This is a genomic window from Pseudovibrio exalbescens DSM 16456 (assembly GCF_000422785.1).
GTDB classification, from domain to species: Bacteria; Pseudomonadota; Alphaproteobacteria; order Rhizobiales; family Stappiaceae; genus Pseudovibrio; species Pseudovibrio exalbescens.
Map to the genome: position 1 here is coordinate 11,542 of NZ_AUGS01000022.1, position 22,065 is coordinate 33,606.

The window sequence follows — 22,065 nt, forward strand, 5'->3', positions numbered from 1 at the left end:
GCAGTCAAAGTTCGCTTTGAGGCTGGTTTACTCGCGTGCGGAAGCCCACACCACTTCTGTGGCATGGGCCATATGCATTCGTGGTGGCTTTCGTTTTCAGTTCAGATCGGCAAACGTGCCACCGGTTTTCGCGAGGCTCTTGATCAAAGGCGCAGGCTCGGTTGCTTGATCAGCACCGAGAGCATCAAGAAGAGTTGATGCGCCGATGGTATCTGCATAGTGCATCAGGCCGCCGCGCCAGCGCGGAAAGCCATAGCCATGGATTTCGACCATATCTATCTCGAGTGGTCTGGTTGCGATCCCTTCGTCAAGAATGAAGCAAGCCTCATTGATCATCGGAAACAGGATGGCCCGCTGAATACTGTTGTCATCATGTGCTTTGTGAGCCACATGATGCTGACTTGCCTCTTCACGAATGAGTTTGAGCACTTCGTCATCTTCGAGTGGTGTGCGGCTGTTGTCTTCGTAGCGATACCAGCCGGCATTGCACTTTTGACCGAAGCGTTTTTTTTCGCACAAGCGGTCAGAAACAGGAGCAAAGACGTTGATACCCTTTTCCCGCGCCGCGTGTCTCTGGGCAGCTGCGATGTCGAGACCCGCAAGATCCTGCATTTCGAAGGGGCCCATGGGCATGCCGAAACGGCGCATGGCGCTATCTACCTGTGCAGGGGTTCCACCTTCCAAAAGAAGGCGCTCCGCGTTCTGACGATATACTTTCAGAATGCGATTGCCGATGAAGCCGTCGCATACGCCGGACCGAATGCCAACCTTGCGCAGTTTTCTGGCCAACTCAAAGCCCGTTGCAAGCACATCCGGTGCTGTGGCGTCCGCTTCGACAATTTCCAATAGCTTCATGATGTGCGCGGGGCTGAAAAAGTGCAGGCCGATGACATCTGTCGGGCGCTGGGTAGCGCGGGCGATGGCATTGACATCAAGGTAAGAGGTGTTGGTAGCCAGAATTGCTCCCGGTTTCAGGACTTGGTCAAGGCGCTTAAATACCTCCTGCTTGACCGGCATGCTTTCGAACACAGCTTCAATGGCAAGATCTACGTTTGCCAAGTCTTCGTAGGTCGTCGTCTGGCCAAGTGTTTCTATCAGCTCGCGTTGTCTGTCGGGTGTGAGCAAGCCACGTTTGACGCTAGCCTCAAGTATGGAGGCAACGCGTGAAGCGCCTGCTTTCAGGCTGTCCTCGTCACGCTCAACCAAGGTCACGCGTATTCCGGCCAGAAGAAGGGCTGTGGCAATGCCTGCGCCCATGGTGCCGCCACCAATGACACCTGCTGCGTCCAAGGGGCGTGATTGAACATCCTTCAGACTGTCCAGCCGTCCAACAGCCCGCTCGGCGAAGAAAGCATGGCGTAGGGCGCTGGCCTGATCGGACTGGCGTAACTCCAGGAAGCAAGAGCGCTCTTTGGCATAGGCGTCCTCAAATGCCAGAGTTACAGCGTTTTTGACCGCTTCCAATGCGTACAGAGGTGAAATCTGGCCTCGGGCCTTGCGTTCCAATCGGCTTTTTGCATGTGACCAGAAGTCGGGCTCTGTAGGCGCGTCTTTGATGGATCGGTCACGCGTTGATACCAAAGGCTGCGACGTACGGGTTTGGGCGAAAGCGATCGCTGCGTTCTCGAGTTCATCGTCAACAATCTGATCAACCAAGCCCAGGGAAGCTGCCTCTTTTGCGCTAATCGGTTTGCCGCTTGTGATCATTTCGACCGCCTGCGGTACAGGAATGAGCCGCGGCAAGCGCACAGTACCCCCGGCGCCGGGGATGAGACCCAGTGTCACTTCCGGTAGTCCCATTCGAGCAGAAGAAAGGGCAATGCGATAATGACACCCGAGCGCGACCTCCAAACCGCCGCCCAGTGCATTGCCATGCAGTGCTGCGACCCAGGGCTTGGAGCAGGCTTCGATTGCATCGATCACATCGGGCAGATGCGGTTCTCGTGCGGGTTGGTTGAACTCTCGCACATCTGCACCGGCAATGAAGGTGCGACCGGCACACACAAGAACCGCAGCTGCGATTTCGGGTGTAGCGTTGACGGTTTCTACCGCCCGTAATAGGCCTGTTCGAACTGCGTGCGAGAGAGCGTTGACAGGCGGGTGGTCAATCTGCACGACAGCGATAGACTCGTGCATTTTTATAGATACTGGCATGACGTCCTTTGTTGTCATCAGGTTAGACACCAAGATAAGCTTCGCGAACGCGATCATCCGCCAAAAGGTCATTGGCCGGGGCCGCCATGAGGATCTGGCCGGTTTCCATTACATAGCCGCGATCTGCGATGGACAAAGCCGCGAAGGCGTTTTGCTCAACGACAAATACTGTTACATCCAGCTCTTTGAGACTTTTTACGGTTTCCAGGATCTGATCAACCAGAATGGGAGCCAGCCCAAGACTGGGTTCGTCGAGCAGCAAGCACATTGGGCGACCCATCAGTGCACGCGCTATCGCCAGCATTTGCTGCTGGCCACCAGACAGGCCGCCGGCGGGCAGGTTGCGTTTCTCTCGCAGGATTGGGAACAGAGCAAAGGCTTCCTGCAGATCTTTGTCAACTCTGGCATCACGGTATTGGTAAGCACCTAAGCGCAGGTTCTCTTCCACTGACAGGTTGGTGAAGATCTGTCGGCCCTCAGGGGCCTGCACCAATCCTTGTTTGACACGGGCATAGGACGGCGCAGTGGTGATGTTGTCACCACGAAAGTGGATGGTTCCCTCTGTAACGGGTTGAATGCCGGACAAGCAGCGTAGCAGTGTAGTTTTGCCGGCGCCATTTGCTCCGACCAGTGTGACGATCTCGCCGGAGTGCACTTCAAGATCAATCCCATGAAGTACTTCGATCCGGCCATATCGGGTGCGCAGGCCATTAACCGAGAGCATCTGCGGCCTCCTTTCCTCCATGGCTGCCAAGGTACGCTTCGACGACTTTCGGGTCTCGGCTGATTTCTGCAGGTGTTCCCTCAGCAAGCTTCTCGCCATAGTTCAGAGCAATGACATGGTTGGAAATTTTCATGACCAGTTTCATGTCGTGCTCGACGAGTAGGATGGCGACGCCCTCCTGCGCAATTTCGGCGATCAGAGCATCAATTTCCTCGGTTTCTACTGCGTTACATCCGGCCGCCGGTTCATCCAGCAACAGAATGCGCGGGTTGCAAGCCAGAGCGCGGGCAATATCGATGCGTTTCAAGGCTCCATAGGAAAGCGAACTGGCCTCCATATGGGCCGCTTTTTCCAAGTGAACGCGCTTGAGCAAGGTCATGGCGCGTTCTTGTGTTTCGCGATTGCGCCGACTGCTGGAGGGAAGGCGAAGCAAGTCCACCCATACCGGGCTGCGCTCGGACATGTGGCAGCCCACCATGACGTTCTCGAGGGCGGTCATCTGTTCAAAGCTTTGCAAGTTCTGAAAGGTGCGTGACAATCCCCGCTCCGCTAACTTGTGCGGCTCCAGGGAAGTGACATCATCGCCGTCCAGTGTGACAGTGCCACGATCCGGCTTGTAGATCCCGGATATCATGTTGAACAGGGTCGTCTTGCCTGCACCGTTCGGGCCAATGATGGATACGATTTCTCCCGGCTGGACATCAAAATCGAGTGCATTCACCGCGGTAATACCGCCGAAATCGATACCCAGTCCGCGTACGCCAAGAAGACTCATGCAATGGCCCTCCGCGTCAGTGTTTTGCGCAGGGTCGGCAACAGGCCATCCCGCATGAATATCATGACCAACATCATGATGAGGCCCAGCATTACATGCTCATACTCGTGGAACACTGTGAGAGCTTGAGGCAGAGCGGTAAGAAGTGTCGCCCCAGCGATGCCGCCCAACACGGAACCCGCACCACCCAGGACAGTCATGGTGACCAACTCTACCGAGTGCAGGAAGCTCGCTATATCCGGAGTGATGAACCGGTTGAACAAAGCCAGCATGGAGCCTGCGATGGAGGCATATACGGCAGAGATTACAAATGCGACCAGTTTATAGCGCGCCACATCGGCTCCAACGGTCTTGGCTGCTATCTCCGAGTCATGAACGGAACGCAACACGCGCCCTGTAGGGCTGTTGTAAAGGTTCAGCGCAATCCATGCACCGAGCAGCACCATCACGCCAGCGAACCAATACCAGACTACAGAGGTTTTCAGGTTGACGTCAAAGAGACCTTCCAGCCCCTTTGTAAGGCCAAGTGACGCGACCATCATGCCGTCTGGCCCACCAGTAAATTGAGCCTCGTTGTTCAGCACCATCGAGATCAACATGCCCAACCCCAGTGTGGCAACGGCCAGATAGTGTCCCTTGAGGCGTAATATGGGACGGCCGACAAACCAGGCGAGCAAACCCGAGATTACGGCGCCCAGGATCAGGCTCAAGAATGGCGGCAAACCAAGATGGGTTGGAGCCAAGGCACAGGCGTAAGCGCCAATGCCGGAAAAGCCTGCATGCCCCAAGCTGATTTGGCCAGCATATCCGATGAGAATGACAAGCCCGATCACTGCGATGGAGTTGATGAAAATCAGCGTTCCAATGCGATAATAAAATGACGATGGAAACAGCATGGGCGCAATCAGGATGAGAATGCTCAGTATGAGGAGTGCGCGCACACGGGGTGGAATTCGGGTCAGCATGGTCAGACGCGCTCCATCGATTTTTGCCCGAACAGGCCCTGCGGCATGACGAACAGGGTGAGCAGAATGACTATGAAGGCTGCTGCATCCTTGTAGTCAGAAGACAGGTAACCAGCGGTGGTTGCCTCTATCAGGCCAATCAACAGGCCCCCGACCAGCGCGCCAAAGGGGTTGCCCATGCCGCCCAGCATTGCGGCGGCAAATCCCTTGAGGGCGAGCATGACACCAATGTCATAACTGGTGAGGGTGATTGGTGTGACCAACACGCCAGCTGTCGCTCCGACTGCAGCGGACAGCGCGAAACTCAGCGCCATGATGAAGTTCGTGTTGATACCAACCAAACGAGCGGCGAGGCGATTGTTGGCTGTTGCCAGCACGGCCTTTCCCATCAGGGTGCGGGTAAAGAAGGCATACAGACCGATGAAAACCGCTGCTGCACCGAACAGTACCCAAATGCTCTGCGGCAGCAACGTTGCGCCAGCTATATTGAAGGGCGTGTCGCCAGAAAATGCTGGAAATCGGTGAATTTGCTTGTCAAACACAATTTGTGCCAGGCCGCGCAGGAAAATTGACGCTCCAATGGTGATGATGATGAGGTTGACCACCGATGCACCACGGGCGGGTTCAATAGCCAGCTTGTTTAGCAAGATGCCGATTGTTGCCGTAAGAAGGATTGCCAGTGCCGCTGCTCCCCAGATCGGCACACCGGCGTCGAATATGAAGACTGTTGCCATACCGCCGAGCATCACGAACTCACCTTGAGCGAAGTTCACGACGGACGATGCGTTGTAGATAATCGTAAACCCGAGGGCGACCAGCGCATAAACAGCGCCAACCGTGAGCCCTGAGAACACGAATTGCAGAAACTCGGACATTGCGCCCAGACCTTTTCATTTGTCATGCTGTGCAGGATGCGGACCTGCCTTGCCTTTGAGGGCGAGAGACGATGCCTCTCGCCCAGCATCCGTGTGCGGACGGTTACTCGATGATTGTCCAGTCGCCGTCCCGGATCTCCAGCATCTTGAACGCGCTCAGATCCAGTCCGAGGTGATCGTCCGGGGACATGTTCACGACACCCGCTGTGCCGATAAAGCCTGAGGTATTTTCCAGAGCATATCGAATGGCTGCGGAATCCGTAGTTGTTCCTGCAGTTTCCATGGCGGCTGCCAGCATTTTGAAGGCATCGTACGCATGGCCACCAAACGTGGAGACGGGTTCTCCCGTCGCGGTCTGGTAGTCTTCGATGTACTTCATCACCACAGGCTTCTGGGGGTCATCTTCTGCGAGATTGTTGGCAACCAACAAAGCTGCGGCCGGAAGGCGAACGCCCTCGGCGGCATCACCAGCCAACTCGATAAAGCTTTTTGAGGCGACGCCATGAGACTGATAGAGCGGCAAGTCAATGCCGAGCTGGCGATAGTTGCGGGTGACGATGGCCGGGCCTTGACCAAAACCGGGGTTGACTACGGCCTGAATGCCGTCGGTATTCTTGATGTTGGTCAACTGCGGGGTCATGTCGGAATCGGATGGGCCATAGGTCTCATCTGCCACGATCTCGATGTCGAAGTCTCCTGCAACATCCATGCATTGGCCACGCATGGACTTTCCGAAACCACCAGTACCGGAAATCATGCCGATCTTGGAAATGCCATTGGCCTGCATGTCGGTGAAGATCTTTTCGCAAGCCATGCGATCTGTGTGTGGTGTCTTGAAAACCCACTTCTTGACCGGATCAATGATTGCAACGGCCCCTGCAAGCGAGATGAAAGGCACCTCTGCTTCTTCAAAGATTGGAACCATGGCCATGGTGGTTCCCGTCGTGCTGCCACCGATCACCGCAACCACTTCGTCGTCTTCTACAAGACGGGTTGCAAAGGTGCGGGCCTTGTTGGGGTCTCCGCCATCGTCATATTGGATCAGGCGTACCGGTTCGCCGTTGATGCCCCCCGCGGCGTTGATCTCGTCAACCAACATGGCAAGTGTTTTGGCCTCCGGATCACCCAGAAACGATGCGCGGCCAGTGATAGCCAGAGTGGAGCCAATCAGCACCTCGGCGAGTGCGGGTGTGGCCAGCGCCGTCATGGCTGACACGGCAGCGGCAAGAGTCGTTGTTTTCACAACCTGTTTCAGTTTCATGTCGTCCTCCCAAATCTAACATGAATGGTCATCTGTGGCCCCTCTCCACCGTGGGAGAGAGGCTATCGGTTCTTAGGACCGTCTTATGCGGCCTTGTGTTTACGCACAGCCGTAATGCGGAAACGATTTGCGACATACGCCGCATCTGTCAGGCAGGCGTTGCCTGCTGGGTTGGCGCCACTTACGTGGAAGTCGCTAAAGGCGGCATTCTGGTTCACGAAAACGCTGCCTGTGAGGTTGCACGACAAACCTACGCCAGCTTCAGAAAAGGCATCGGCTGCTGCTTCTTGTGTAGCTTCATCCGTCGCGTAGAGAGAAGCAGTGATAGCTCCCTTTGTTTTGGCGGTTGTGGCGGCTTGCTTAATCGCGTCAGCTACGGAGTTCACCCCAACAACAAAGCTGATTGGTCCAAACTGCTCTGACATGTGAGAGTCTGTTGTGTCGCCATCGACTTTCAAAATGGTTGGAGTGGCTGTACGAGCGCCATCCAGTCCCTCAATGGGTGATGAAGCTCGGACCACTTCACCCATGGTGCTGCTTGTCTTGACCCGTTCTACTGTTGCGGGGTTGGCAATTGCGCCACAGATGCCGGCGGCTCGCGCAGGATCGCCAAGTAGCTTGTCAACGGCCAGTTTGATACCGTCTGCCACTTCATCGAAGCTCTTGTGGCCTTGATCGGTATCTATCCCGTCACGTGGGACCCAGATCGTCTGTGGTGCAGTACACATCTGGCCACTGTATAGCGACAGTGAGAAGCCGATGTTCGAGCACATGCCTTTGAAATTGTCGGTTGAGGCGATGACGATCGAGTTTACACCTGCTTCTTCGGTGTAGACCAATGTGCCTTCTGCTGCGTTCTCCCGAACCCACTTGCCGAAAGCGTTGGAGCCAGTGAAGTCAATTATGCCGATCTCAGGATTTGCAACAAGATCCTTGGTCTTTTCGGCGCCTGGCTCATCCGCTGCTAGCACGAGAACGTTGGGGTCAAAGCCGGCTTCCATAAGGACTTCACGACCGATTTCAACTGTGATGGCAAGAGGAAGGATAGCCATTGGATGTGGTTTCACGATAACCGCATTGCCAGTTGCAAGGCTGGCGAAGATGCCGGGATATCCATTCCATGTTGGGAACGTGGCGCAGCCAATGGCCAGTGCAACACCCCGTGGCACGACCCGATACTGCTTTTCCATGACAATTGGATCATGCTTGCCTTGGGGTTTGGTCCAGGTTGCCGTGCCAGGCGTTCGGGTCATCTCCTCGTAGGCGTATGCGACTGCCTCAAGTCCTCGATCCTGTGCGTGAGGTCCCCCGGCCTGAAAGGCCATCATGAAAGCCTGCCCTGTGGTGTGCATGACCGCGTTTGCCATCTCAAAGCTACGCTTGTTCAGGCGATCAAGAAGCTCCATGCAAACACCAATACGTGCCTCGATTGAAGCCTTGCCCCAGGTCTTTCCTGCGGTTCTGGCCGCTGAAACAAGCTCTTCTACAGGCGCAGTTGGGTACTTGATGTTGATCTCTAGGCCATAGGGTGAATGCTCGGCTCCAGCCGACCCCGTGTTGGGATGGCCTTCGATTGCAAATGGTTTGCCAAGACGCGCCTTGAAAGCAGCCTCACCGTCCTCCTTGGCTGTTTCTCCATAAACCTTGCCGCTTGGCACTTCGGGATAAGCCGTCCAGAAGTCCCGCTTTTTCAGAGCCTCACATGCAGCCTCAAGTGTCTTTTGGTGGGCTTTGAAAAACTCACTCATGTTGATCTCCCAGCTCCATCGCCTGACCTGCCGCTTGCAGCAGTTTCTGCGATGGCCTCCAAACAAATTTTCGTCGGTTCCGATTGTTATCATTGACCGACTGGACGGTTTATGCAAGATAATTTTATAAATGATTACTCAGGCGAACGAATTGAATACTAAAGTCTAAGTGTTTCTGCGTTATCAGGTTGAAGCAGGGAGGGGGATGAAATGGCAGAAGCGCCAGTTCTGGTGGATCGGAAAGCGGGATATGTTGTCATTACGCTGAACCGGCCAGATAAGCTGAATGCTTTCAATGATGATCAACACATGGTGCTGTACGAGGCATTGGAATCAGCCGGCATGAACCCCGAGATGCGGGCCATTTTGTTAACGGGGGCAGGGCGTGCATTTTGTGCCGGGCAAGATCTGGGTGATCGTGACCCCTCAAAATTGGCCGAGGGGATCGATCTCGGCGAAACGATCGAAAAGTTTTATAACCCACTGATCCGCCTGATCCGTTCTCTGGAAAAACCGGTCGTTTGTGCTGTCAATGGTGTGGCGGCAGGAGCCGGGGCCAACATTGCTTTGGCTTGTGATGTCGTGTTGGCCGCAAAGTCGGCGAAGTTTATTCAGGCCTTTTCGAAAATTGGTCTCCTGCCTGATTCAGGGGGGACTTGGACGATGACGCGCTTGCTCGGGGAAGCCCGTGCCAAGGGGTTGATGATGACAGCGATGCCGCTGCCAGCAGAGACCGCTGAAGCGTGGGGGCTTATATGGCGTGCGGTCGACGATGATGCGTTGATGCGTGAAGCCACCCAACTTGCGGAGAGTTTTGCCGCTGGTCCAACTGTTGGGTTAGCGCTGACCAAGATGGCAGTGCAGGCAGCATCAAATAATTCCCTTGATGAGCAATTGGAACTGGAGCGGGACTATCAGCGCCGAGCCGGACGAACGCCGGATTATGCTGAAGGCGTGAGTGCGTTCTTGCAAAAGCGTGCACCAAACTTCACTGGGAGGGAATGAGCCATGACCAACAAGCTGGCTGATGAGATGAGCCCGGAGGAGTTGGCTACTGCCTGTTCCAAGGCAATGTGGGACGCGGATGAGGCTTCTCGCCGAATGGGAATGGTGATCGAGCACATCGCTCCGGGCAGGTCCAAAGTAACCATGGCCATTACGAAATGGATGTGCAACGGGCATGGCACAGCACACGGCGGGTTCATTTTCGCTTTGGCCGACAGCGCATTTGCGTTTGCGTGTAACAGCTACAACGCGCGGGCCGTCGCTCAACACTGCTCCATCACCTATGTGGCTCCGGCTTTGGAAGGAGATGAGCTGGTTGCCTCTGCGCAGGAAGTCACCCGGTTTGGGCGCAATGGCATCTACGACATTCGGGTTTGCAAACAGGATGGCAACCTGATTGCCGAGTTCAGGGGGCACTCTCGTCAAGTGCGTGGAACGCATGTGCCGGAGGAGGGCGCAGAATGACAGCCGAAGCTTTTCTGTGTGAAGGTAAACGCACAGCCATTGGCCGTTATGGAGGAGCCCTTTCTGCGGTTCGTCCTGATGACATGTTGGCTCATGTGATCCGCAAAGTGCTTGCGGAGGCGATAGGTCTCGATCCGGCCGCAATTGAAGACGTCTACATGGGCTGTGCCAATCAGGCGGGTGAGGACAATCGCAATGTGGCCCGTATGGCCGGGCTATTGGCCGGGTTGCCGGTAAGCGTACCAGGTACCACCATCAACCGCCTTTGTGGATCCGGTATGGATGCCATCGGGTTGGCAGCCCGATCCATCAAGGCGGGTGAGGCTGATATCATCTTGGCGGGCGGGGTGGAAAGCATGTCTCGGGCGCCGTTTGTGATGCCGAAGGCTGAGACCGCTTTCTCCCGTGGTGCGGCGGTGTACGACACCACTATCGGATGGCGGTTTGTCAACAAGCTCATGCAAGCACAGTTTGGGATCGATTCCATGCCCGAAACGGCAGAGAACGTGGCGGCGGATTTCAACGTATTGCGAGAGGATCAGGATGCTTTCGCATTGCGCAGTCAGCAACGGGCAGCAGCCGCACAAGCCAATGGACGGTTCGCAAAAGAAATAACGGCAGTCGAGGTACCGCAGAAAAAAGCGGCACCACTTGTGTTCGATCGCGATGAGCACCCTCGGGCAACCACATTGGACAAGTTGGCCGGTCTGCCAACTCCATTTCGGGATAATGGCACTGTTACGGCCGGTAACGCCTCAGGTGTCAATGATGGGGCGGCGGCTGTGATCATTGCCTCCGAAAAAGCGGTGGAACGTTATGACTTGAAGCCCAAGGCACGCATAACCGGGTTGGCGACTGCTGGCGTCGAGCCGCGGATCATGGGGCTCGGGCCTGCACCTGCCACTGAGATGCTGTTGGCACGTCAAGGATTGAAGATCGCCGATGTGGATCTGATCGAACTGAACGAGGCTTTTGCCTCTCAAGCGCTGGCAGTGTTGAGGAGACTTGGCCTGCCTGATGATGCTGCCCATGTGAATCCCAATGGCGGTGCCATTGCCCTCGGTCACCCGCTCGGAATGTCAGGCGCGCGACTGGCGTTGACCGCCGCTACAGAGATGACGCTTGGAGATGCGAGGCGGGCGCTTTGCACCATGTGCATTGGGGTGGGGCAGGGAATTGCCTTGATGCTGGAACGTCCCTGACGCCCATAAGTCTTACGATAATGAGGAGGAAGGACTGTAGCGCGGAGGAACATCGGGCGTTGCAGTCTACTGAGGAGGAAACCGATGAAAGACCTGTCGCCGAAGCCGGGCGAGCTGGAGCCAATCGAGACAGCATCCAGAGACGAGATCAATTCTGTACAGTTGGAGCGTATGAAGTGGTCTCTGAGCCACGCCTATGAGAACTCACCGTTTTATCGTAAGTCCTTTGATGATGCGGGCGTTCATCCTGACGACTTTCACAGCCTTTCAGATTTGGCCAAGTTTCCATTTACAGTGAAGTCGGATCTGCGTGACAATTATCCGTTCGGCATGTTTGCCGTTCCCAGAGAAAAACTGGCACGGGTACACGCGTCCTCGGGCACGACGGGGCGCCCGACCGTGGTCGGCTACACCCGCAAAGACATTGATACATGGGCGTCGGTTGTGGCGCGCTCTATCCGTGCCTCGGGAGGGCGTGCTGGCGACATGGTGCATGTCGCCTATGGATATGGACTGTTTACCGGAGGCCTTGGTGCGCATTACGGCGCAGAGGCGCTGGGTTGCACTGTTGTGCCCATTTCAGGAGGCATGACCGAACGGCAAGTGACCCTGATGCAGGACTTTAAGCCTGACATCATCATGGTTACGCCGTCCTACATGCTTTCAATCCTCGATGAATTTCGCCGTGCAGGTGTTGATCCACGCGACTCATCCTTGAAGGTGGGGATTTTTGGTGCGGAGCCGTGGACGAATGCTATGCGCCGTGAAATCGAAGAGGCGTTCGATATGCACGCGGTTGACATTTATGGGCTTTCTGAGGTCATGGGGCCTGGGGTTGCCAATGAATGCGTTGAGACGAAGGATGGATTGCACATCTGGGAAGATCATTTTTACCCGGAAGTGATTGATCCAGTGACCGGAGAAGTGTTGCCGGACGGCGAAAAGGGAGAACTTGTCTTTACGTCCCTGACCAAAGAGGCTTTTCCGATCATCCGCTACCGCACACGGGATTTAACCCGTCTTTTGCCGGGTACGGCCCGGTCCATGCGGCGTATGGAAAAAGTAACAGGACGGTCTGACGATATGATGATCGTGCGCGGAGTCAATGTATTCCCCACTCAGATTGAGGAGCAGGTGCTGAAGTGCTCCGGACTGTCGCCTCACTACAGGATCGAGTTGGTACGCGAGGGGCGAATGGACACCATGATCATATTCACGGAAGCCATGCCGGATGCCGCTTCGCAAGATGCGCGGCTCAACAGTGCCAGGGAACTTGCCCACCACGTTAAAAGTGTTATCGGCATATCCGTAAAGGTGAATGTGCTTGATCCCGGCGCCATGGAACGCTCGGTTGGCAAAGCCAAGCGAGTTGACGACAAACGTCCAAGCAGTTAGCAAGTCAGCGATTTTCAGGAAAGGATGGATTCTGGTGGCCCGGACTAAAGCGGTCGACTACGACCAAAAACGCGAAATGATCGTTAAAATGGCAGCATCCATGTTTGCTGCCGAGGGCTATGACAGAACCTCCATGTCCTCACTGGCTGCAGCGTGCGGCATGTCCAAGGCCCTAGTCTACCACTACTACAAGAACAAGGATGCCCTTTTATTCGATGTTATAGAGGGGCATCTTGTGGACCTGTGCGAACGCGTTGAGGCGGCTGACAAACCTGAAGCGGAGCCAATTGAGCGGCTCCGCCTTCTCTGTCATTCGTTGTTGCTTGGTTATCAAGATGCGGATGATGAGCACAAGGTTCAGCTCAATGCACTCAAGTTTTTGGGGGATGAGGAGCAGGAGCAGATCAAGGAACTTGAGCGCCGGCTTGTTGTGGTGTTTGCGAATGCTATTCGGAGCATAAATCCGAAATTCTCTCGCGCTGATGATGTTCTCCTTAAACCGGTTACCATGTCCGTTTTCGGCATGTTGAACTGGCATTACATGTGGTTCCGTCCAGATGGTCCGGTGAGCCGTGAGGAGTATGCCCGGATCGTTACCCAAATTGTTGTGGCCGGCGCGGGCTCGCTCTAGGCTTAACCCATCGATTCTTTGTAGGAAGTCAGTGCGGGCTTGATGCGCAATGGCGGGAAGATCTGGTGGGTATGACGGAAAAACCATTTGAGCCTGTGCTGGACGAGTTGATAACGCACCTTCATGGACGCGAACGGCTCAGGGTGTGGTCCATTATCATCACAATTTTCGGAGACGCTGTCCTGCCCCGTGGCGGTGAGATCTGGCTTGGGTCTCTGCTGGAAATTTGTGAGCACCTTGGTATCGAAGCCGGTTCTGTACGGGCGGCGATGTCTCGGTTGGCTCAGGATGGTTGGGTGACGCGGGAACGCGTTGGTCGAAAAAGCTTTTACAAGCTTGCCGAGGCGGGTCGCGCAGAGTTTGAGCGCGCTGGACGGCGAATTTATGCCCCGCTCGATACAGAATGGGACGGAACCTGGACCATCTTCATGGTATCCGACGCGGCTGGTGAGGCTCGGGATGCGCGCCGCGCTGAGTTGAAGGCCTGCGGTTTTGGTGCGGTGGCTCCAACTGTTTTTCTTCGACCTGAAATGCCGATCAGCTTGCCGCTACCATCCGTTGAGCAGGGCGATTTTCTTTTCTCCAGTCGGTTGGAGCGACCCGAAACTGCTGAGTTGTTGGCGCGTGACGTATGGTCATTGGATGAGCTGTCGGGAGATTATACAGCTTTCATGAGTGTTTTCTCAAAGCTCCAGGCTTATTTGGCGGCAGGACAGGGCTTGTCGCCGCTCTCGGCTATGGCTGCGCGCACCCTTGTAATCCATGACTTTCGCCGGTTGGTATTGCGGGACCCCATGCTGCCAGTTTGCATGACCGGCAATGACTGGGCTGGCCGACAAGCGCGGAAAATGGTTGCCCAAATATACACTGGATTGGCGGCGTCCAGCGACGAATGGCTTTCCCGCAATGCAGAAGGACCACATGGACCGTTAAAAATGACGAAGTATGCAGCAGCCAAGCGGTTTGCTGCTCGATAAAAATAATATGTTGCGAAAAATTAATTGACCGACTGGTTTTTGTAATACATGATAACCCGTAGAAGCTTGCAGCTAGCGGGAGGGACGCCATGTATTCGCAAGGCTTGATTGGAGCGGACGGCTCCACTGTCGAGACAGAAGAGTTTCTTGAGGCATTTCAGAAGCGTGTGGATGCCGAGCAGAAGATTGAGCCGAATGATCCGATGCCTGAGGGATATCGGCGCACGTTGGTACGTCAGATTTCGCAACATGCTCACTCGGAAATTGTTGGCATGCTGCCAGAGGGAAACTGGATCACCCGTGCACCCACTCTGCGACGCAAGGCTGCCTTGTTGGCAAAGGTTCAAGACGAAGGCGGCCATGGGTTGTATTTGTATTCGGCAGCAGAAACGCTGGGAGTTAGCCGAGAGGAACTGACAGATCAGTTGCTAACTGGTGCAGCAAAGTACTCGTCGATCTTCAACTACCCGGCTCTTACATGGGCTGATATTGGCGCTATTGGCTGGCTTGTAGATGGGGCCGCCATCATGAACCAAATTGCTCTGTGCCGGTGTTCCTACGGGCCATACTCCCGTGCCATGATCCGTATTTGCAAGGAAGAAAGTTTCCACCAGCGGCAGGGCTACGAGATCCTGTTGACCCTGTGTCGCGGTACCGATGCGCAGAAAAAGATGGCGCAGGAAGCTGTGAACCGCATCTGGTGGCCAGCGTTGATGATGTTTGGTCCTCACGATAGTGCATCGACGCATTCCGACCAGTCCATGCATTGGAAAATCAAGCGCTTTTCCAACGACAACCTGCGCGACAAGTTTGTAAACGCCACGGTGCCGCAAGCCGAATATCTGGGCTTGACCGTACCTGACCCAAACTTGAAGTGGAATGAAGAAAAACAGGGCTACGACTACAGCGATATTGACTGGGATGAGTTCTGGCGCGTGGTGAAGGGCGATGGGATTTGTAACCGCGATCGCATCAAAGCGCGACAAAAAGCACATCGTGAAGGAGCTTGGGTGCGTGAAGCAGCATTGGCTTTTGCCGAAAAACGTGCTGGCGCTGCCGACGCAGCGCGCACAGCAGCCGAATAACACGCATTGGGAGGAGAATGAGTCATGTCTGAGAAATTCACGCCTCTTTGGGAGGTTTTTATCCGGGCCCGTAATGGCTTGGCGCATAAGCATGCCGGATCTATCCATGCAGCTGATGCTGAAATGGCCTTGCAGGCCGCGCGAGATGTCTACACGCGCCGCGGAGAAGGGCAAAGCCTTTGGGTGGTCCGTTCCGATCAGATTGTTGCTTCTGATCCTAGTGACAAGGACATGATGTTCGAGCCAACCGCCTCGAAGATCTATCGTCACCCCACCTTCTATGAAATCCCCGAGGAAGTCGGCAATATGTGAGGTGGCTGAGATGGTCGATAACAACCTTCTGTTTCAATATCTGCTACGCTTGGGCGATGACCAGCAAATTCTCTCGCAGCGTTTGAGCGAATGGTGTGGACATGCACCTACGTTGGAGGAGGACTTGGCTCTTGCCAATATCGCTCTGGACCTTTTGGGCCAGGCGAGGTCACTCTACACCTATGCTGGTGAAGTTGAAGGCGCTGGGCGTGATGAGGATCAACTGGCGTTTCTCAGATACGAGAACGAGTATACAAACGCTCTGATCGTTGAACGACCCAATGGTGACTTTGCGCACACAATTACCCGACAGCTATTCTACTCCGTATACATGGACCTGCATTGGAACGCGCTCTTGTCATCGAAGGATGAGACGGTTCGAGCCATTGCTGCCAAGGCTGTCAAGGAAGTGGACTATCACGTGCGCCATGCTGCTGAATGGGTCATCCGCCTGGGTCAGGGTACTGAAGAAAGCCATCAGCGCATGGTGGAGGCGCTCGAGGAGTTTGCCATCTATACGGGTGAACTGTTTGAGATGGATGATCTCGCACAGCAAATGTTCAAAGCTGGTGTTGGCGTAGACCTGACATTGCTACGCCCTGAATGGGAGCAGCAGATTGCGGCGGTATTGGGTGAGGCCGGGCTGAGAATGCCAGAGGTTAACTGGATGCAAACAGGTGGACGCTCAGGTGAGCACACCGAGCACCTTGGTCATTTGCTCTGCGAGCTGCAGTATATGCAGCGTGCTTACCCGGGAATGACGTGGTGAGTGCGATGGCGGAAGTTCGCTCACTCGATCACGAAGCCATAAGGCGACAGGTTTGGGAGGCTGCGGCTGCGGTTCCCGACCCGGAGATTCCAGTGGTGACCGTGGCTGACCTTGGCATTTTGAGGGAGGTGCGGGTCGAGCCTGATGGAACACCGGTAGCGTTGGTTACGCCCACCTACTCTGGTTGCCCGGCGACGCGGATGATTGAAGAAGAGGTGCTGGCAGCCATACAACTGGCCGGGTTCCCCCAGGCGCGGGTTGAGACGGTATTAAGCCCGCCATGGACAACAGACTGGTTGAGCGCGGAGGGGCGTGAAAAACTGCGAGCCTATGGCATTGCACCGCCTCAAACAGGGTCCAACTCCAAGCGCGCATTGTTTGGGAAAACAAGTGTGGCCTGCCCGCATTGCGGCTCGGCGGAAACCGAACGCGTGAGCGAGTTTGGATCCACCCCTTGCAAGGCGCTCTATCGCTGCCTTTCGTGCCGAGAGCCGTTTGACTACTTCAAGTGTTTATGAGGGAGGAGGGACCATGTCCCGGTTTCACAAACTAAATGTGAAAGATGTTCGGAAGGAAACAGCAGATGCTGTCTCCATTCTGTTCGACATTCCACCGGAGCTGAAAGAACAGTATGCCTTCAAACCGGGTCAATATCTGACATTGCGTGCGATGGTAGATGGCAAAGAGGCTCGACGGAGCTATTCGATCTGCTCCGGGCTCGACGATAACGAAGTGCGTGTTGCGGTTAAAAGGGTAGATGGAGGGGTGTTCTCCACCTTCGCAAACGAGCATTTGCGTCCCGGTATGACACTGGATGTCATGAAACCTGAAGGACGGTTCGTTGCTGAGCCTGTTTCTGAACAGGAACGCAATTACGTTGCAATTGCCGCCGGGTCCGGCATTACACCGGTTCTTTCGATTATCAAGTCTACATTGGCCAGAGAGCCACAGAGCAGCTTCACTTTGTTCTATGGCAACAGAGACAGCGCCAGCGTTTTGTTTCGCGAAGAGCTGGAGGACTTGAAGGATACGTATCTGGGCCGCTTCACTCTTATACACATACTGAGCCGTGAAGGGCAGGACATAGACTTGCTCCATGGGCGTCTTGATGGCGCGCGCTTAAAGCGGTTCATTGAACTGAAGCTCTTGGACTTGCCCCAAACGGATGCATTTTTCCTGTGTGGTCCGGGCGACATGATTGAAACCGCCCGTTTGTTGCTTGAGGAACAGGGCGTAGGCCACGAGAAAATTCGTTATGAACTGTTTACACCTGCCGGTGAGACTGCTGCAAAACCCCGCTCTGAAAAAGCGCAGTGGATCGCTGAAGAAGGTGTTGAAGTATCCGTTATTCTAGACGGAGCACAGCGTACCTTCACCATGCAAGAGCAGGATACCAGCGTCATTGATGCCGCACATCGGCAGGGACTGGAGCTGCCTTTCTCTTGTAAGGGAGGCATGTGTTGTACCTGCCGCGCCAAGGTCGTTAAGGGTGAAGTGGAAATGGCAAACAACTACTCCCTTGAGCCGTGGGAGGTTGAGGCGGGGTTTGTCTTGACCTGTCAATCCCGACCGTTAACCAAAGAAGTGTTGATCGATTTTGACGAGATGTAGGCGGAATATCGCCACAGGTTCTTGTTGGGCTGCCCAGTGTCATGAGCGTTGGGCAGCCCTTTTGGGATTTGGCTTTATGTGTCCAGCGAGCGGGCGATCAACTCTTTCATGATCTCGTTTGAACCACCGTAAATCATCTGGACACGCGAGTCGGCATAGAGCCGGGCGATTGGATACTCCATCATGTAGCCATATCCGCCGAAAAGCTGCAGACACTCCGTTGCAACTTCGTTTTGTAGTTCAGACCCCCAGTATTTCGCCATTGAGGCGGTGGCGGCATCCAGAGTGCCCTGTTCCAATGATGCAATGCCATTGTTGATGAAGGCACGCAGCATTTCTGCTTTTGTCTTCATTTCTGCAAGTTTGAAGCGAGTGTTTTGCAGGTCCATGACACGCTGGCCAAACACCTTGCGCTCCTGAACGTAGCTAATAGTTTCGGATAGCGCGAAATCGATTGCCCCCAATGCCGAGATTCCAATCAGCAAGCGTTCCCAAGGCAATTGTTTCATCAACTGATAGAAGCCTTGCCCCTCCTCGGTGCCCAGCAGATTATCAGCAGGAACATGCTGATCTTCGAAAAAGAGCTCGGCTGTATCATTGCCCTTCATGCCGAGTTTTTTGAGATTGCGCCCACGCCGGAAGCCATCAGCTCCCTCGGATTCAACGCAAATCAATGAGATACCCTTGGCGCCAGCCGTCTTTTCTGTTTTGGCAACGACGAGCACGAGGTCCGCACTTTGACCATTTGTGATGAATATCTTGGAGCCATTGAGGCGATAGCCGTTTCCGTCCTTTTGAGCGGTAGTTCGAACAGCCTGCAAATCGGACCCTGCGCCCGGCTCGGTCATGGCAATTGCACCAATCATTTCGCCACTGACGAGTTTTGGCAGCCAGCGTTGTTTTTGTGCCTCGGCGCCATACGCGACGAGATAATGCATAACAATGGATTGAATACCAAAGCCCCACCCGAAGTCACTGCGAGCGGCCTGCTCATAAATGGCGATTGCGTCGAATGCTATCCCGCCGCCAGATCCGCCATAGATCTCCGGTATTGCGCCACCCATAATGCCAGCTTGGCCAGCTTTATTCCAAAATTCGCGATCAACAATGCCCTGTTCAGCCCACTTTTCGATGTTGGGTACCAACTCGGCATCAAAAAAACGGCCGACACTTTCAGAAAACAAGGTGTGTTCTTCTTGTTGCCAACTGGCGTGAGGGGTTATCAGGGCCATGTTTTCTCCTCCATAGACTGTCCCTGATAAAGTGTGCCGAGCAATGGGTGTTATGCCAACTCAGACCTTTGCCTCACTAATGGTACGCAGGTTGATGCTGCACGTGAACACGATTGATTTATCGATAAAACAAATACACTACATATATGATTTCAAGTATATGAAATAAAAAGAGCCCGCTTTGTGGCAAAGCGGGCTAGTTGTAAAGGTACCAAACACAGTGCAAACATCTGTGTAACAATACAATGCACCTGATTACGTTCGGGTACGCTACCTATACTTTTGGACTTTGTGGATATATCACGAATTCCAAGCGTTGAGCTTCTCTTGGGAAAGCAATGTATTTCCAAATCCTTTTTTAGATGTAGTTTGGGTCGATATAATTATCTCTTGTGCATTACAAGAGGTTAATGATTGAAATCCGTTAACTAAAAAATTTTATATTGTTGCTGGATGTTGTTCTATGTGGTTTACTTAGCGTAACTGTGTGCGCTAAGTAAAAAGAAAAACAATATGGTAGATCAAAACAACAGTAGTTCCTCCAAAAATACCATTGTATCCAGTGATCAGCAAGCGGCCGCTACTTCGGCGCAGCAGCTTGGGGCATTTGCTGAGGCGCAGACCCTCGCGTTTCCCAGTGGCGCCTCAGTCGATTTGGTGGGAGATGGTGCCGCAGAAAGGAACTGGATCATTCCCGAAGACGGCAAGGTCCAGTTCCCAGAAGACGCATTCATCGTTGATGGTATTCGTCTTGGAAACGATTTGTTGTTTCGTCAACCAGACGGATCGGTTTTGATTGTTAAAGACGGTGCTGCGGAAGGACTGCAGTTTTCCGTGGGGCCAACGCCAATAAACGTTGTCTTGTTGCCGGCTGACGAGGAGAACGATTCCGCTCTTGAGACAGCTACAATTTCAATAGAGCAGCAACCTGAAGCGGCTTCGTCCGGGGGTAATTTTACCCTTGTTGTACCAGAAATTAGCCCTGGGTTTCCAATTTCACCTTTGTTGCCACCGACGGAACTGACGTTTTCTACATTTCCCGAGCGCGAGCTTGATCGCGGTGATGAGTTGCCGGAAATATCCCTTGGGTTTGAGGACGGCTCAGGATTTCCTTCGGTTGTGTCTGCCTTCGAGGATCAAGATGGGCCAGGCGACAGCGGTGCCACGGTTGATTTGGGACTGAATATGGCGATTAGCCAGGGTAGTGCCTCTGTAACGATCGAGTTTTCAAACCTTCCGAATGGAACTGTCGCCAACGGAGGGGAGCTGCAATCTAGTGGAGTTTGGACCGGATCATTGGCCGAGGCGAATGAGCTTTCATTATATTTCCCCGGTGATTTTTCAGGCTCTATTGAAGCGGTTGCAACTGTATCTGGCAGCGGTGTTAGTGAAAGCGGAAAATTCGGTATCGAAGTTGCGCCGCGCCCTGATGTTGAGATTGCGGTTCAGCCAATCAATCTCGCGGAGACAGATGCGCCAGTATCTTTCAAACCCGCAGACTATATTGACGTAGATGAGTCAGATTCGGATGCATCAGAGTTTATCGAGACGATCACGTTCACTTTGGAGGATTTGCCGTCCGGAACCCTTGTGTCTGCAGGCACGCTTGATGGGAATGGCGATTTCACCTTTACCGGCACGCCCGCAGAGTTTGCCGCGCTTGAGATAACGCTGCCAAAGGACTTTTCAACGGAGAGTTCCGGTCCAGACCTTCAAGGTTCGATAACAGCTACATCCAATGAGGGAAGTGGCCCGGTCAAGCCAGTGTCACTCTCTGTTACGTTTGAAGGCGATGTGGCGGTTGATTTTACCGATTTGGTCGATCAGACAGCGCGAACCCCGACCATTGTGCTGACGGAGACGGATACGGGTACAGATCCCCTTTTGATTTCGCTGGGAGATTATCTCACAGCAGAGGCGACAGATGATCGAAACTCGGAAAGTCTGACGACAATCGAACTTGTACTTGACGGCCTGCCCGATGGGGCGCAGTTCTCAACCGATGGCGGCACAACATTCTCTACCGCCAACATCTCCGGCGGGTTGCTGACCTATACCGGGCCTGCCAGCGGCCTTGCCAATCTGGTGCTGTCGCTGCCAGCGGATTTCTCGACCGAAAACCCGCTCACAGGGATTGGCGGCACATTCACCGCCAACACGGATGAGGGCGGCACGGCCTCCGAGCCGTTTGGCATTCTGGTCAACTTCGAGCCGGATATCATCCTGTCCGCGCAAGATGCAACTGGCACGGAAGATGGTGATGGGGCAGGGGTTACAGTCGACCTTGGCATCGCCGCCGCCATCACCGATGCGGACCTGTCGGAAGGAGACGCCAATACGCCCGACACGGTCACGGTCACCTTTGACCGGCTGCCCGATGGCACCACGGCCAATGGGGGAACGCTGGATGTGGCAGGGCTGAGCTGGACCGGCAGTGTGGCTGAAGCCAACCAGCTGGCGCTCACCTTCCCTGAAGACTTCTCAACCGAGAGCGGGTCGGGGGGCACGGATCCAATCATGGTGACCACCACGGTCACAACGCCGGAAGGCAAGGAGACAGTGACCTCTACCATCACTGTCAAGGAAGCTTCAGACATTGATATCGATGGGAAGCCGATTGCGCTTTCCGAAACCGACGCCCCGGTTCCGTTCAAACCGGCGGACTACATCAACGTCACCCAGAGCGATGCCGATGGCTCGGAAGTGATTGAGAGCATCACCGTCACGTTCTCAGACCTGCCTCAGGGGACAAGTGTGTCCGCAGGTTCGCTTGATGGGAATGGTAATTTCACCTTCACCGGCACGCCCGCAGAGTTCGCCGCGCTTGAGATCACGCTGCCGACGGACTTTTCCACCCAGAACCCGGGCCCGGTGTTGCA

20 protein-coding genes are annotated in these 22,065 nt (G+C 54.5%); 12 read left to right on the forward strand and 8 right to left on the reverse strand.

All coding sequences use genetic code 11. From position 1 onward, the window contains the following. Positions 1-96: 96 nt before the first annotated feature. From G512_RS0113690 to paaN, 7 genes are all read right to left on the reverse strand, one after another. Positions 97-2,172 carry a 3-hydroxyacyl-CoA dehydrogenase NAD-binding domain-containing protein gene (locus G512_RS0113690; RefSeq protein WP_228130515.1) on the reverse strand — a complete coding sequence of 692 codons (2,076 nt, stop codon included), beginning with the start codon at positions 2,170-2,172 and terminating at the stop codon, positions 97-99. Positions 2,173-2,176: 4 nt separating this feature from the next. After that, positions 2,177-2,878 carry an ABC transporter ATP-binding protein gene (locus G512_RS0113695; protein ID WP_028482213.1) on the reverse strand — a complete coding sequence of 234 codons (702 nt, stop codon included), beginning with the start codon at positions 2,876-2,878 and terminating at the stop codon, positions 2,177-2,179. Further along, positions 2,865-3,653 (reverse strand): ABC transporter ATP-binding protein, encoded by a 789-nt coding sequence (locus tag G512_RS0113700; RefSeq protein WP_028482214.1) that lies wholly within the window; start codon positions 3,651-3,653, stop codon positions 2,865-2,867. Before G512_RS0113700 ends, G512_RS0113695 begins: the two co-directional genes overlap by 14 nt. Next, entirely contained in the window at positions 3,650-4,618 is a 969-nt protein-coding gene (locus G512_RS0113705) for a branched-chain amino acid ABC transporter permease (RefSeq protein WP_028482215.1), read from the reverse strand. Before G512_RS0113705 ends, G512_RS0113700 begins: the two co-directional genes overlap by 4 nt. Before the next feature lie 2 nt (positions 4,619-4,620). Further along, on the reverse strand, positions 4,621-5,493 hold the full coding sequence (locus G512_RS0113710; RefSeq protein ID WP_028482216.1) for a branched-chain amino acid ABC transporter permease: 873 nt from the start codon (positions 5,491-5,493) through the stop codon (positions 4,621-4,623). Between the two features lie 103 nt (positions 5,494-5,596). Then, positions 5,597-6,754, reverse strand: a complete 1,158-nt coding sequence (locus G512_RS0113715; protein ID WP_028482217.1) for an ABC transporter substrate-binding protein — start codon at positions 6,752-6,754, stop codon at positions 5,597-5,599. A gap of 83 nt (positions 6,755-6,837) precedes the next feature. Continuing rightward, entirely contained in the window at positions 6,838-8,502 is a 1,665-nt protein-coding gene (gene paaN / locus G512_RS0113720; RefSeq protein WP_028482218.1) for a phenylacetic acid degradation protein PaaN, read from the reverse strand. Between the two features lie 210 nt (positions 8,503-8,712). Between paaN and paaG the strand changes: the two genes are divergently transcribed. The 11 genes from paaG (at position 8,713) to paaE (ending at position 17,954) form a co-directional block, all read left to right on the forward strand. Then, entirely contained in the window at positions 8,713-9,507 is a 795-nt protein-coding gene (paaG, locus tag G512_RS0113725) for a 2-(1,2-epoxy-1,2-dihydrophenyl)acetyl-CoA isomerase PaaG (protein ID WP_028482219.1), read from the forward strand. A 3-nt stretch (positions 9,508-9,510) separates the two neighbouring features. Continuing rightward, the gene (gene paaI, locus G512_RS0113730; RefSeq protein ID WP_028482220.1) at positions 9,511-9,972 is read left to right on the forward strand and encodes a hydroxyphenylacetyl-CoA thioesterase PaaI; all 462 of its coding nucleotides are present in this window, start codon (positions 9,511-9,513) and stop codon (positions 9,970-9,972) included. After that, on the forward strand, positions 9,969-11,174 hold the full coding sequence (gene pcaF / locus G512_RS0113735) for a 3-oxoadipyl-CoA thiolase (RefSeq protein WP_028482221.1): 1,206 nt from the start codon (positions 9,969-9,971) through the stop codon (positions 11,172-11,174). Before paaI ends, pcaF begins: the two co-directional genes overlap by 4 nt. A gap of 84 nt (positions 11,175-11,258) precedes the next feature. Continuing rightward, complete coding sequence (gene paaK / locus G512_RS0113740) at positions 11,259-12,569, forward strand: phenylacetate--CoA ligase PaaK (protein WP_028482222.1); 1,311 nt, start codon at positions 11,259-11,261, stop codon at positions 12,567-12,569. 34 nt (positions 12,570-12,603) lie between these two features. Beyond that, entirely contained in the window at positions 12,604-13,200 is a 597-nt protein-coding gene (locus G512_RS0113745) for a TetR/AcrR family transcriptional regulator (RefSeq protein ID WP_028482223.1), read from the forward strand. Positions 13,201-13,271: 71 nt separating this feature from the next. Continuing rightward, positions 13,272-14,177, forward strand: a complete 906-nt coding sequence (locus G512_RS0113750) for a PaaX family transcriptional regulator C-terminal domain-containing protein (protein ID WP_028482224.1) — start codon at positions 13,272-13,274, stop codon at positions 14,175-14,177. Positions 14,178-14,266: 89 nt separating this feature from the next. Further along, positions 14,267-15,262, forward strand: coding sequence for a 1,2-phenylacetyl-CoA epoxidase subunit PaaA (paaA, locus tag G512_RS0113755; RefSeq protein ID WP_028482225.1), 996 nt, complete (start codon positions 14,267-14,269; stop codon positions 15,260-15,262). 24 nt (positions 15,263-15,286) lie between these two features. Continuing rightward, on the forward strand, positions 15,287-15,574 hold the full coding sequence (gene paaB / locus G512_RS0113760; RefSeq protein ID WP_028482226.1) for a 1,2-phenylacetyl-CoA epoxidase subunit PaaB: 288 nt from the start codon (positions 15,287-15,289) through the stop codon (positions 15,572-15,574). A 10-nt stretch (positions 15,575-15,584) separates the two neighbouring features. Beyond that, positions 15,585-16,343 carry a 1,2-phenylacetyl-CoA epoxidase subunit PaaC gene (gene paaC, locus G512_RS0113765; RefSeq protein WP_028482227.1) on the forward strand — a complete coding sequence of 253 codons (759 nt, stop codon included), beginning with the start codon at positions 15,585-15,587 and terminating at the stop codon, positions 16,341-16,343. A 5-nt stretch (positions 16,344-16,348) separates the two neighbouring features. Then, entirely contained in the window at positions 16,349-16,861 is a 513-nt protein-coding gene (paaD, locus tag G512_RS0113770) for a 1,2-phenylacetyl-CoA epoxidase subunit PaaD (protein WP_028482228.1), read from the forward strand. A gap of 13 nt (positions 16,862-16,874) precedes the next feature. Further along, positions 16,875-17,954: a 1,2-phenylacetyl-CoA epoxidase subunit PaaE gene (gene paaE / locus G512_RS0113775; protein WP_028482229.1), complete on the forward strand. Its 1,080-nt coding sequence runs from the start codon at positions 16,875-16,877 to the stop codon at positions 17,952-17,954. A 74-nt stretch (positions 17,955-18,028) separates the two neighbouring features. Here the strand turns inward: paaE and G512_RS0113780 are convergent, their stop codons facing one another. Further along, entirely contained in the window at positions 18,029-19,186 is a 1,158-nt protein-coding gene (locus tag G512_RS0113780) for an acyl-CoA dehydrogenase family protein (RefSeq protein ID WP_028482230.1), read from the reverse strand. 513 nt (positions 19,187-19,699) lie between these two features. Here G512_RS0113780 and G512_RS21160 point away from each other — a divergent pair. Further along, positions 19,700-22,065, forward strand: a 2,366-nt coding sequence (locus G512_RS21160; protein ID WP_036489817.1) for a hypothetical protein, incomplete at its 3' end; no start/stop codon positions are given.

Excerpts from the sequence above, each read along its gene's own strand:
- G512_RS0113690 (WP_228130515.1), bottom strand. The coding sequence starts at position 2,172 with ATGACAACAAAGGACGTCATGCCAGTATCTATAAAAATGCACGAGTCT.
- G512_RS0113695 (WP_028482213.1), bottom strand. The coding sequence starts at position 2,878 with ATGCTCTCGGTTAATGGCCTGCGCACCCGATATGGCCGGATCGAAGTA.
- G512_RS0113700 (WP_028482214.1), bottom strand. The coding sequence starts at position 3,653 with ATGAGTCTTCTTGGCGTACGCGGACTGGGTATCGATTTCGGCGGTATT.
- G512_RS0113705 (WP_028482215.1), bottom strand. The coding sequence starts at position 4,618 with ATGCTGACCCGAATTCCACCCCGTGTGCGCGCACTCCTCATACTGAGC.
- G512_RS0113710 (WP_028482216.1), bottom strand. The coding sequence starts at position 5,493 with ATGTCCGAGTTTCTGCAATTCGTGTTCTCAGGGCTCACGGTTGGCGCT.
- G512_RS0113715 (WP_028482217.1), bottom strand. The coding sequence starts at position 6,754 with ATGAAACTGAAACAGGTTGTGAAAACAACGACTCTTGCCGCTGCCGTG.
- paaN (WP_028482218.1), bottom strand. The coding sequence starts at position 8,502 with ATGAGTGAGTTTTTCAAAGCCCACCAAAAGACACTTGAGGCTGCATGT.
- paaG (WP_028482219.1), top strand. The coding sequence starts at position 8,713 with ATGGCAGAAGCGCCAGTTCTGGTGGATCGGAAAGCGGGATATGTTGTC.
- paaI (WP_028482220.1), top strand. The coding sequence starts at position 9,511 with ATGACCAACAAGCTGGCTGATGAGATGAGCCCGGAGGAGTTGGCTACT.
- pcaF (WP_028482221.1), top strand. The coding sequence starts at position 9,969 with ATGACAGCCGAAGCTTTTCTGTGTGAAGGTAAACGCACAGCCATTGGC.
- paaK (WP_028482222.1), top strand. The coding sequence starts at position 11,259 with ATGAAAGACCTGTCGCCGAAGCCGGGCGAGCTGGAGCCAATCGAGACA.
- G512_RS0113750 (WP_028482224.1), top strand. The coding sequence starts at position 13,272 with ATGACGGAAAAACCATTTGAGCCTGTGCTGGACGAGTTGATAACGCAC.
- paaA (WP_028482225.1), top strand. The coding sequence starts at position 14,267 with ATGTATTCGCAAGGCTTGATTGGAGCGGACGGCTCCACTGTCGAGACA.
- paaB (WP_028482226.1), top strand. The coding sequence starts at position 15,287 with ATGTCTGAGAAATTCACGCCTCTTTGGGAGGTTTTTATCCGGGCCCGT.
- paaC (WP_028482227.1), top strand. The coding sequence starts at position 15,585 with ATGGTCGATAACAACCTTCTGTTTCAATATCTGCTACGCTTGGGCGAT.
- paaD (WP_028482228.1), top strand. The coding sequence starts at position 16,349 with ATGGCGGAAGTTCGCTCACTCGATCACGAAGCCATAAGGCGACAGGTT.
- paaE (WP_028482229.1), top strand. The coding sequence starts at position 16,875 with ATGTCCCGGTTTCACAAACTAAATGTGAAAGATGTTCGGAAGGAAACA.
- G512_RS0113780 (WP_028482230.1), bottom strand. The coding sequence starts at position 19,186 with ATGGCCCTGATAACCCCTCACGCCAGTTGGCAACAAGAAGAACACACC.